Origin of the sequence: Salidesulfovibrio brasiliensis JCM 12178 (assembly GCF_001311825.1) — a bacterium.
GTDB classification, from domain to species: Bacteria; Desulfobacterota; Desulfovibrionia; order Desulfovibrionales; family Desulfovibrionaceae; genus Pseudodesulfovibrio; species Pseudodesulfovibrio brasiliensis.
Genome location: NZ_BBCB01000096.1, coordinates 1 through 10,547, shown reverse-complemented (window position 1 = coordinate 10,547; position 10,547 = coordinate 1). Strand labels below are relative to the sequence as shown.

Annotated in this window: 9 protein-coding genes and 1 pseudogene; 2 read left to right on the top strand and 8 right to left on the bottom strand. The window is 57.0% G+C overall.

The window, feature by feature from the left end:
- The first annotated feature begins 388 nt into the window (after positions 1-388).
- A complete protein-coding gene (locus JCM12178_RS15395) occupies positions 389-1,345 on the top strand; it encodes a phage integrase N-terminal domain-containing protein (protein WP_157054952.1) in 957 nt (318 codons plus the stop codon).
- A gap of 625 nt (positions 1,346-1,970) precedes the next feature.
- Positions 1,971-3,092 carry a tyrosine-type recombinase/integrase gene (locus tag JCM12178_RS15385; RefSeq protein ID WP_083465986.1) on the top strand — a complete coding sequence of 374 codons (1,122 nt, stop codon included), beginning with the start codon at positions 1,971-1,973 and terminating at the stop codon, positions 3,090-3,092.
- A 156-nt stretch (positions 3,093-3,248) separates the two neighbouring features.
- Here JCM12178_RS15385 and secF read toward each other — a convergent pair whose 3' ends face one another.
- From secF to JCM12178_RS15345, 8 genes and pseudogenes are all read right to left on the bottom strand, one after another.
- The gene (secF, locus tag JCM12178_RS15380; RefSeq protein WP_054652660.1) at positions 3,249-4,319 is read right to left on the bottom strand and encodes a protein translocase subunit SecF; all 1,071 of its coding nucleotides are present in this window, start codon (positions 4,317-4,319) and stop codon (positions 3,249-3,251) included.
- 9 nt (positions 4,320-4,328) lie between these two features.
- Positions 4,329-5,913 (bottom strand): annotated as a pseudogene (gene secD, locus JCM12178_RS15375) (protein translocase subunit SecD).
- 126 nt (positions 5,914-6,039) lie between these two features.
- Complete coding sequence (gene yajC, locus JCM12178_RS15370; RefSeq protein ID WP_054652658.1) at positions 6,040-6,399, bottom strand: preprotein translocase subunit YajC; 360 nt, start codon at positions 6,397-6,399, stop codon at positions 6,040-6,042.
- Positions 6,400-6,442: 43 nt separating this feature from the next.
- Positions 6,443-7,201, bottom strand: a complete 759-nt coding sequence (locus JCM12178_RS15365; protein WP_054652656.1) for a GltB/FmdC/FwdC-like GXGXG domain-containing protein — start codon at positions 7,199-7,201, stop codon at positions 6,443-6,445.
- Between the two features lie 5 nt (positions 7,202-7,206).
- Positions 7,207-8,304 (bottom strand): class II glutamine amidotransferase, encoded by a 1,098-nt coding sequence (locus JCM12178_RS15360; protein ID WP_054652654.1) that lies wholly within the window; start codon positions 8,302-8,304, stop codon positions 7,207-7,209.
- Positions 8,305-8,315: 11 nt separating this feature from the next.
- Positions 8,316-9,605, bottom strand: coding sequence for an NAD(P)/FAD-dependent oxidoreductase (locus JCM12178_RS15355; RefSeq protein WP_054652665.1), 1,290 nt, complete (start codon positions 9,603-9,605; stop codon positions 8,316-8,318).
- Between the two features lie 12 nt (positions 9,606-9,617).
- Entirely contained in the window at positions 9,618-10,064 is a 447-nt protein-coding gene (locus JCM12178_RS15350) for a 4Fe-4S dicluster domain-containing protein (RefSeq protein ID WP_054652652.1), read from the bottom strand.
- A 9-nt stretch (positions 10,065-10,073) separates the two neighbouring features.
- Positions 10,074-10,547, bottom strand: a 474-nt coding sequence (locus JCM12178_RS15345; protein ID WP_172677162.1) for a glutamate synthase-related protein, incomplete at its 5' end; no start/stop codon positions are given.

The following is a 10,547-nucleotide window of genomic DNA, read 5'->3' as shown; positions in this document are numbered from 1 at the left end:
CCATTCGAGACACCGCACTATTCCTGCATTCCGGCTGAGGCGTCCTTACTGATCGTGCGTTCCCAACGCCTAGTAGGGACTTGTCGGGAAAGCTTTTCCTTCCTTCACGACCGAAGATGTTCCCGCGTCAAGGCGGTGAGCATGGTCGATTTCGATATAGATGTGATTAGGGTTCCATTCTTTGCACGTCAGCTGCCATTGCGGCGCGTCCTTCAGGGCGCAGTGTCGTCGGAATCAACACATTCACCGTCCCGCAGCATTTGAATCCCCTATTCTTTTGCAATCACATACATCGATTTCTTCAGGACCATCACCGATTCTTCGGTCCGCCCGTTTTTGGGCGAAGGAAAATCTTTCCTTCAACATTCTAATTTATTTGGGGATTAACATGCCAAAAGACGGGTTAATCACGGGCATCCATCGGGCCTCACTGCACGGCAGTGCAAAGACGGTGGCGAACAACGTAGACGCTGCAGAGCGTTTCGTTCAGACAGCAAGAGAGCTGGGCATCAAAACCCAGAAATGGTCGAACCTCACGAACCGACACGTTCATGAAGTTGTCAGCGAGTGGCAACAAGAAGGCCTCAAAGATTCCACTATAAAAGGATATATGTCAGGCGTACGCGCGCTGGCACGTGCTTGGGGAAACCTGAAGGTCGCTGAAACGGACAACAGACGGTTCAACATTGGAAACAGAGTTTATGTCGACAACGTTGACAAATCGATTCTGCCAGAATCTTACGAGCGAGCTGTCGAAACGCTCAGGAACGGCAGTGACATTGAAAAGCGTGTCGGACTTGTTCTTGAACTTGCACGGCATCTTGGTCTTCGCTTTGAGGAAGCATACAAATTCGATTGTCAGCATTCGCTTGTCGGTGGGAACACCCCGGAAACCTTCAGATCGCTGTACATTACAGACGGCACGAAAGGCGGACGGGACAGGAATCTCCACACCATCACACCCCAAATGCGTGAAGTCATCGCACGGCATCATGCTTTTACAAGCGGTCGGGGAAACTTGATGATGCCGGGATGGAAAGAAAAATCCGTCCGACAGGAGTTCTACAAGATTGCCCGACAACACGGGATTTCACGAAAGGACAGTAACGGGTCGTTTCATGCGGCCAGGCACGCACGCGCACACGAGATATTCCGCCAGATATGTGGCTTTGAACCACCATGTCGTTTTACGGGTAAGGACGAGTTCCTTTCAGAAGCCATGGAAATCCGAGGCTCTGATTTTGCCAGATACGTAAATGAGGCGGAGGTGCAGGTCCGCACCCAGTTTGGCCATGGAGCCGGACGAAAAGACATCAGCGCACAGTACCTGGGAAGCTGGAAATGATCCTTCCTTTTTTGGCAATGTAAAAAGCCCCGACAAGGGGCTTTATTTTTTGTATTGTTTTGGATGCTTGTGACAGAAAGGGGCGTCTTGCCGCCCCTTCAAGCTTCCGGTTTTTGGCCCTAACCAGTTAGGGTCAAAAACCGGAAGCTTTCATCCCCACGCGCGCGGTCCTTGGCCGCGCCCGCCAGCATGGCCTTTTGACGCAAAGAAATTTGGTTTCACTTCGCAGAGCTTGCTTTGCTGCGCTCTGCTGCGTTCAACGAAATTTCATTGCGCCTGCAACGCCATGGGAGGGTCATTTTTATACTTTGCAAGAAGACACGAACACGCCCGGGAAAAGGAAAAGCACCCCCGCACAAAAAAGTGATATTTTCCCCCTGTCAGACCTTGAATTTCGAAATCGTCCCGTGGTTAGGATGCAAGGTTGAACTTGTTTCAGCCGAATTCAATGCCACGGGAATGAAAAGGATGCCTGTTGACGATCACGCTGAAGCGAGCATACAGACGGTAAAGGACGTTGCCCGATTCGTGGGCAAGTCCGAGAGCTGGGTTTACCGCCACTGGCGGGAGCTTGGCGGCGTGAAATGCGGTGGATCTCTTTTCTTCCCTTCGAAAGGAGATCTGTATGGGCATCTATTCAGTCAAAGGAAAGGGGTATCGGTACGACTTCACGGTGAAGGGCAAGCGGTACACGAAGGCATGGTTTCGGACCAAGGCCGAGGCAAAGGCGGCGGAAAAGGCAAGACGGCAACAAGTGGCCGAGCAGATGAAGCAGGCTCCAGAAACCGTCATGGGCTTCTTGGACCTGATGAATCTGCGTCTTGATTACCTTGCGGCGCATAGCTATTCGCAGAATTACTATGAGGCCACACGGTATGTCGCCAGAAGGGTGTACAAGGAGTGGGGCAACATCCCTTGTCATGAAATCACCCCGCTGCTTGCAGAGAAGTTCCTCATCAAGCGCAAGACCGAAAGCAAGGGGCTTGGGGTCAACGATGACTTGGCAAAACTGAGGGCAACCTTTTCGTGGGCCAAGGAACGTGGAAGGCGTTACGTGAGCTCCAATCCGTTTGAAGCCATGAAACCCTTCCCCAACAAGAATCCGAAAAAGGAAAAGCGTACACCCACGCCGGATGAATTAGACAAGGTCATTGAAGCAGCTGCTCCAGCCGATCGGCCGTATCTGTGGGTGATGCGAGAGACCATGGCCAGAAGTGTGGAAGTCAGTCGACTGACGTGGGATCGAGTGCACTTCGAAGAGCAATACGTCGAATTGCAAACTTTCAAAAATCGTGGTCGCAATGCCGTGTTCCGAAAGGTTGCCATGACCCAAAAGCTCTTTGAAGTCCTGTCCGAACTGTACGAGCAACGCGACCCGGAAAAACCTTGGGTGTTTTGGCATTCCTATGTGCCGAAAAACACCAAGAAGCGGGTTGAAGGGCCATACAAAAAGGGACGGAGGCGCATGCTGAAAGCGGCATGCAAAAAAGCCGGGGTGAACTACTTTACACTGCACCGCATCAGGGCATCGGGCGCTTCCCTAATGGATGAAATGGATGTGCCGTTGTCCTCAATACAGCGCATTCTGGGCCATGGGGACAGGCGCAGCACGGAAATTTATCTGGAGCAAATGCGTGAAGTTCAGCGAGAGGCCATAGACGTGTTTGAAAGGGCAAGCAGAAGTTTTGGGAAATCCCCACTTGAGTTCACACACAACCAAAGAAAGCCTGAAAAGAAGGCTTCGTAAGCAACCGGAAAGATGAAGGGAAAGCGAAAAAGCACACACAAGTGACGCTCTTTTTGCAAAAAGGGGTACCCCTCTTCCCTTCCCCTCAGACTCCGGAGGCAAAAAAAAAGAGGAAGGCCTAAGGCCTTCCTCTTTGTATTCCGACAAATGCGACTGTTACGCTGTTTCTGCTTCTTCCTCAACGGGGATGGTCGGGCCGAATCCGAGAAGGACGGGGCTGGCGACGAAGATGGAGGAATAGGTACCGACGAAGATACCGATGAGCAATGCGAGCGCGAAGTCGTGGATGACGCTGCCGCCGAGCACGTAGAGGCAGAAGACCACGAGGAGCGTGGTTCCGGAGGTCAGCAGCGTACGGGAGAGGGTCTGGTTGACGCTCTGGTTGATGATGCCTTTGAGATCATCCTTGTTTTTGGTGCCAAGGAGGTTCTCGCGGATGCGGTCGAAGACGATGATGGTGTCGTTGAGCGAGTAACCGATGATGGTCAGCAATGCCGCGATGATGGTCAGGTCAAATTCCTTTCCAAGTATCGAGAATATGCCGACGGTGATGGTTACGTCGTGGACGAGCGCAACGACCGCCCCGAGCGCGTAGTTGAGTTTCAGGTACCAGCAAAGGCCGAGGGTGATGCCGAGCATGCCGACGATAAGCCAGGCTGTGTCCATGCCGGTCAGCGCCAGTGCGTACTGGCCGCCGAAGAGTCCGGCTGCCATGACAGCGGCAGCTGTCCAGCGCTGCTCAAAGCGGCCGGAGATGTAGATGGCGATGATGAGTACGGCGTAGAACATGGCTTCGAGTGCCTTGGTTCTGAGGTCCTTACCCACTTTGGGGCCGACCATTTCGAGTCGCTGGATTTCGAAGCCGGTACTATCAAGCCCGCTGCTGAGCGCGCTGTTGACGTCATCGCGTACGACCTTCGAGGATATGTCGGAGGACGAGGTACGGATGAGGAACTCGTGGTCATCTTCAAGGCCGAGCTGCTGAACCACGAGGCCCGGCAGTTCGACATCCTTGAGGGATTCCTTGAGTACGTCGACCTGCACGGGCTTGTCTGTTTTGACCTGTACGATCATGCCGCCAGCGAAGTCGATGCCGTATTTGGGGCCGCCCTTCATGATGAGGGAGCCGAGGCCTACAAGGATGACGACGGCGGAGATCACGAAGGCGAGCTTCCTGAACCCGATGAAGTCGATCTTGGTATTCGGTTTGATTATCTGCAGTCCCATTTGTTCCCCCTAGATGCTCATCTTGGCGCCTTCAGCGCGGTTTTTCGCGTACAGATCGAAAAGAATGCGCGAGACGAAGATGGCCGTGAACATGGACGTGATGATGCCGAGCGTCAGGGTCACGGCAAAGCCGCGGATCGGGCCGGTGCCGAACTGGTACAGGATGATGGCCGCGATGACGGTGGTCACGTTGGCATCCATGATGGTGAGCGTGGCCCGGCTGTAGCCTTCCTGAATGGCTGCCCGGATAGTCAGCCCTCGTCGCAATTCCTCTCGGATGCGCTCAAAGATGATGACGTTCGCGTCTACGGCCATACCTATGGTCAGGATGATACCCGCGATACCGGGCAGGGTCAGGGTCGCGCCAAACGCGGCCAGACCACCCATGATAAGCAGGATGTTCATGATCAGGACCATGTCGGCGACCACGCCGCCGAAACCGTAGTAGACAACCATGAAGATGAGCACCACGGCCATGCCGATGAAGGCGGAGTTGATGCCCTTGTCGATGGATTCCTGTCCGAGGGACGGGCCGACAGTGCGCTGCTCAAGGATGTTGACCGGCGCGGGAAGCGAACCGGCGCGGAGCACGATGGCGAGGTCACGGGCTTCTTCGGTGGTGAAGCTGCCGGTGATGCTGGCGCGGCCGCCGGTGATTTTTCCTGAATGACGGGTGCGGAGTAAACCTTGCCGTCAAGCACGATGGCCATGCGCTTGTTCACGTTCTCGCCGGTGATGCGACCGAACAGGCGCGCGCCCTTGGAATCGAAGTTCAGGGAGACATACGGTTCGTTCATCTGACCGTAGTTGACCTTTGCGTCGGTCACATACTCACCGGTCAGGGGTGCGTCGCTCTTGAGGACGATGGGCACTTCCTTGCCGCCGGTGCGCGAAACCATGGTGGTCAGTTCGCGGCCCGGGGGCAGAACGCCGTTGACGGCCTTCTGCAGGTCGCACCGTCATCCACGATCTTGAATTCGAGATGTGCGGTTTTGCCGATAATGCGAATGGCGCGTTCGGGATCGCTCAGACCGGGCAACTGCACCTGAATGCGGTTGCTGGCCTGTTGCTTGCGAATGTCAGGCTCGGCCACGCCGAACTGGTCAATGCGGTTGCGGATGGTCTTGACCGCCTGATCCAGGGTCATCTTGGCCAGTTCCCTGCGGTAGTTCGGGTCCATCGCAAAGGTGTACTTGACCTTGTTGCCGTCCTGATTTTTGGATTCGACGGTCACGCTGTTGAAGCGATCAAGCATCTCGTCGAAAGCATCCTCCTGCTCTTTCTTGAGCAGGGTGATTTCCATCATGTCGCCGGGCAGGGCAACGGGCTTCAGGACGAAAATCTCGTCTTCGCGCGCGACTTCCTTGATGTCGTCGCCGGTACGGGCCATGGCGTTCTTGAACGCAACGTCCATATCGACACCGAGGGTCAGGTGGATGCCGCCTTTGAGGTCGAGGCCGAGATTGATGCCGGTTCCGGGCAGCATTTTGCCCAGCGGCGAGTTCTTGAGGCCGGGAACGGACGGCAGCATGTACGCAAGCCCCAGCACGAGAACGAAGAGCGTAAGAATGATTCTCCAACGCAGACTCTGCATGAGTTCTCCCCTGTCGATTAATGAAAACTTCGGCCCCCAGCGGAACGCAAGGCGCGGACCGGGGCCGCACAAGGACGGCCCGGCCCGCGAAAAGCCGAACGAAACGGGACCACCTGATCCCGTTGACTACTTCTTGTCTTTCTTCTGCTCTTTGCCGGCGTTGGGGTCGAACTTGCCGGCAACGTAGCCGCGCTGGAATTCGACATCCACACCATCAGCGATTTCGAGCGTCAGAACTTCATCAGTGATGATCTTGATGACACCTTTGATGCCGCCGTTGGTCCAGACCACGTCGCCGACCTGAAGATTTTCAAGCATCAGCTTGTGTTCCTTGGCCTTCTTCTGCTGCGGACGAATGAGCAGGAAGTAGAAGATGGCGAACATCAGGATCAGCATGGGCAGCGGACCGGCCAAGAGGCTGCCGGCACCGCCCGCGGCGCCGTTTGCGGGGGGCGCGGCGGCAAAGGCAACGGATTCGAAGAACATGTAGGTTCCTCCCAGTGTTGATGTTTCTCGCGCTGTTCCCGCCCTAGGTGGCAACGTAAAGGTTGCCGTACGGCCTGTGCGAGAACGGCCGGATCGTAACGAAATTCTCGCCGAGTATGTCTTCCGCGTTCAAATCGAGCGCTGAAGCGTACTCCTCAACCAGCCCGCGAATGACCGCAAGGTCTTCTGCGTCAGCCGGTTGCGTGTGCAGATTCGGTCCGAGAACGGATTCGGGAACCTCGCCGCGGACGTAAATCACGCCCCCGTGCATCCCGGTACCGAGACTGCGACCCGCAATGGGCGCATCAGGCTTACCAGAAAACATACCCAAGAGCAAAATAATTCCGCCAGCCATATATTCGCCGAGGAAGTCCCCCGCCTTGCCGCCGATGACGATTTTCGGGACATTGTCCTCATAGGCTTTCATATGGATTCCGACACGATAGCCGACATCCCCCGCCACATGCACGGTGCCGCCGCGCATGGCGTAACCGAGCACGTCACCGGCCAGCCCTTCCACAACGATGGTTCCGGCGTCCATGGTGTTGGCGAGTCCGTCCTGCACATTACCGTGCACGCGCATGGTCGGGCCTCGCATGAACGCCGCCATATCCTGCCCCGGAACGCCGTGAATTTCGAACTTCAAGTCACCTTCGAGTCCGGTGCCGATGTAGCGCTGTCCGTTGACGTTCTGCAAAACGAAGTCCGTGTATCCTTCGCGGATTTTTTCACGGATCGTTTCATTGAACTGCTTGTAATATATACCTTTGGCATCCAGCGTGACACTCTTTCGCTCACTCATGTCGACTAGTCCTCCACGTCCACGATGACCGGTTCGCCCGCCTTGGGCATCCAGACCCTGTCCAGATCGGGGCAGACCTCGCGCACCGAGGATTCCTCGCTGGACATGAAGATCATGTCGTCCTTTTCCGCCACCAGAAGCGGACGCAGCTTGATGCGGTCGTTGAGGCCCATCAGCCGGGTGTTGTCGGCCACAAGGATCGCAAACGGTCCGTTGAGCATGCCGGAGCCGTAGGTGTAGCGAAGCGCGGTGTAGAGTTCGCGCTCGTCCTCCGGCATCCGCTCTATCTCGTCCCAAAACGGCGGGGCAAAGACCTTTGCGGCCATGTCCCAACTCAGTCCGTGCTTGCGGATGAGCAGGTCCAGCTCGTAGGCCACCACTTCGGTATCCGTCATGAGCGTGCACAGGTAGTCGTGCTCGCAGAGATAGCGACGGTTGATGCCGTAGGAGCTAATCTCCCCGTTATGAACGATGGACCAGTTCAGGATGGTGAATGGGTGCGCCCCGCCCCACCAGCCCGGCGTGTTTGTCGGGAAGCGGTTATGGCCGGTCCAGATGTAGGCCTTGTATTCGTCAAGTCGGAAAAAGTCTGCAATGTCTTCAGGATAGCCAACACCTTTGAACGCGCCCATGTCTTTGCCGGAGGAAAATACGAACGCCCCGGGCACCGTGGTGTTGAGCTTCATGACAACGGCCACCACGTAATCGTCCTCTGGCATGTCCAGCATGTCCTCGGCACCGCCGTCGCGCGGGGTCACGAAATAACGGTTCACGATTGGCGGGTCGGGAATGGCCAGCGTCTTGCGCGTCGGGATCGGCTCGAACTCGTGGATGTCGAAATACTGTCGAAGCAGACGTTCCGAGCCTTCCACGGCCCGTTTGTCGTCGCACATGATGTGGAACGCGTACTTGTCGGCATGCTCAGGGTAGATGCCGTACGCCGCAAAACCGCCGCCAAGACCGTTGCCGCGATCATGCATACAAGCCATGGCCTTGATGGGCATGTCGCCGGGAATCAGCCCGCGCTTTCGATTGATGACGCCGAAGACGCCGCAACCGGATATGTCCTTTTGGAAATCGTAATATCTTTCAGGAGCTTTCATTCACTTTCCCCTTACGCAGACGGAGCTTCGGAGTCCGGATTCCATGTTTTGCGGAAGAACTCGTCCGGCCACATGAGCACGTCCGGATCGCCCGCTTTCAAACGGTCCCGGTCCTCGTCGCCCACTTCAAGACGGAACTTGACGAAGGCCGTGTACATTCCGGCCTTGTCGATGTCGCCAACCAGCACATAACCTACGAGGCGCTGATGATGAAAAACGAGCTTGCGATAGCTGCGCTTGCGCTCGTCCAGCGTAGTAACGATCTCGTAGCCAGAGTCATCCTCGGGCGGGTTGACCGTTCCAACGGAAATGGTGGGCAAACCGTAAAAGCTGATGGAATTCATGGACAATCCACCGGAATAGGCTACATCCTGCCCGGCCATGTTCTTGCCTGCGCAGAACCCCTGATTATAGGCATTGGGCCAGACCGGAAGGATTCTGTTGTCACCCGCAAGCAGGTCGAGCGCCTGTGCCACGTCACCGGCCGCATACACATCCGACGCGCTGGTTCTCATGTGGTCATCGACCACGATGCCAAGGTCGACGTCCAGACCGGCGTCGCGGGCAAGGTCGAAGTTCGGCACCACACCGATGGCGATAACCACGGCCTCGGTCGGCAGGAACGCACCGTCGGTCAGGTAAACACCCACAACGCGTCCATCCTTGCCGTGCTGGATTTCCTTGACCGTCACGCCCGTCTGGACCTGTAGGCCGACCTCGTCAAGCCGCTCCCCGGCGAGCTTTGCCGCGTATTCGTCAAACGCAAGGCTCAGAATACGGCCGGACTGCTCAACGATGCTGACGTCCACGCCGCGATCAAAAAGCGCCTCTCCGGCTTTCAGGCCGATAAGCCCGCCGCCGATGACCACGGCCCTTTTCATATCCTTGGCCCGTTCAATGAGCTTTCTGGCCTGATCTATGTTGGTGAAATTGTAAACATCCTCGCCCTCCGCGCCCGAAATTTCAGGGGTAAACGGCGTGCCGCCGGTGGCAATGAGCAGATGTTCGTATTCGATGCTCTCGCCCTGCGTCGTGGTCAGGGTTTTGGACCCAGTATCCACCGCAGTGACCACGGTCCCGAGCTTCAATTCCACTTTGTTGGAATCATAGAACTCCTGCGGCCGAAGCGCCAAACGATCCGGATCGACCTTGCCAGCCAGCAAATAGGATATAAGCGGGCGACCGTAAGCGGGTGCGTCCTCCGCGCCGATGACCATGATCGTCCCTTCAGGGTCCACCCTGCGGATGCCTTCTATTGCCCCGATGGAGGCGATGCCGTTGCCGATGATGACGTATTTCATTCCGGACATCTCCTAGCGTTCCTCGAATTTGAGCGCCTGATTGGGGCAGGCCTGCACGCAGGCCGGGCCTTCCTCGCGACCGTTGCAGAGGTCACACTTGACGATCTTGCCCTTCACCGGATGCCGCCTGATAGCACCGTACGGACAGGCCATGAGGCATGACCAGCAGCCCACGCACTTGTCTTCGTCATAGACGGTGCGGCCGGTCTCCGGGTCCTTGTAAAGCCCCCCGGAGATGCAGGCAGCCACGCAGGAGGGTTCGTCGCAGTGGCGGCAACTGATGGCCACGCACACGCTCCCCTTCTCAAAAACACGCTTGCGGGGACTGAGTCCCTCTTTGCCGCGCTCCTCGCGGTAGGCGATGATCAGGTCCTTGCTCTCGGAATGGGCCGTCATGCAGGCCAGTTCGCAGAGATGGCAGCCGATGCAGTATTCCTTGTCGGGATAGACTCGTTTCATGCCCCTTCCCTACCTTCCGGCGTGCTTGACGCCGAGGATGTCCATTTCAGTGTCGGAAAGCCCCACGGCGCGCAGCTTGTCACGGTTTCCGCGCACGCTTTCAATGGAGTTCAGTCCCATGCCGCCGAGCATTTCCTCGATCTCGTGCGCCCATGCGCGGATGAGATTGGCGAGCTTTTTGGCGGCCACTTCAGGGTTCTGCCTGCGGGCGATCTTGGGATCGTTGGTGGCGATGCCCCAAGGGCACTTGCCGGTGTAGCAACGGCCGCAGAGCGTGCAGCCGACGGCCAAAAGGGTCGCGGTGCCGATGTAGACCGCGTCCGCGCCGAGGGCGATGGCCTTGAGCACGTCAGCCGAACAGCGGATGCCGCCAGCGGCGACCACGCTTGCCTTGTGCCGGATGCCCTCGTCCCGAAGCCGCTGATCCACCTGCGCCAGCGCCAGTTCGATGGGGATGCCCACGTTGTCGCGGGTCTGGCCGGG

What these genes read in the sequence shown, in the direction of transcription:
- secF (WP_054652660.1), bottom strand. Translation starts at nt 4,319, where the DNA reads ATGGGACTGCAGATAATCAAACCGAATACCAAGATCGACTTCATCGGG.
- JCM12178_RS15365 (WP_054652656.1), bottom strand. Translation starts at nt 7,201, where the DNA reads ATGAGTGAGCGAAAGAGTGTCACGCTGGATGCCAAAGGTATATATTAC.
- JCM12178_RS15355 (WP_054652665.1), bottom strand. Translation starts at nt 9,605, where the DNA reads ATGAAATACGTCATCATCGGCAACGGCATCGCCTCCATCGGGGCAATA.
- yajC (WP_054652658.1), bottom strand. Translation starts at nt 6,399, where the DNA reads ATGTTCTTCGAATCCGTTGCCTTTGCCGCCGCGCCCCCCGCAAACGGC.
- JCM12178_RS15385 (WP_083465986.1), top strand. Translation starts at nt 1,971, where the DNA reads ATGGGCATCTATTCAGTCAAAGGAAAGGGGTATCGGTACGACTTCACG.
- JCM12178_RS15360 (WP_054652654.1), bottom strand. Translation starts at nt 8,304, where the DNA reads ATGAAAGCTCCTGAAAGATATTACGATTTCCAAAAGGACATATCCGGT.
- JCM12178_RS15395 (WP_157054952.1), top strand. Translation starts at nt 389, where the DNA reads ATGCCAAAAGACGGGTTAATCACGGGCATCCATCGGGCCTCACTGCAC.
- JCM12178_RS15350 (WP_054652652.1), bottom strand. Translation starts at nt 10,064, where the DNA reads ATGAAACGAGTCTATCCCGACAAGGAATACTGCATCGGCTGCCATCTC.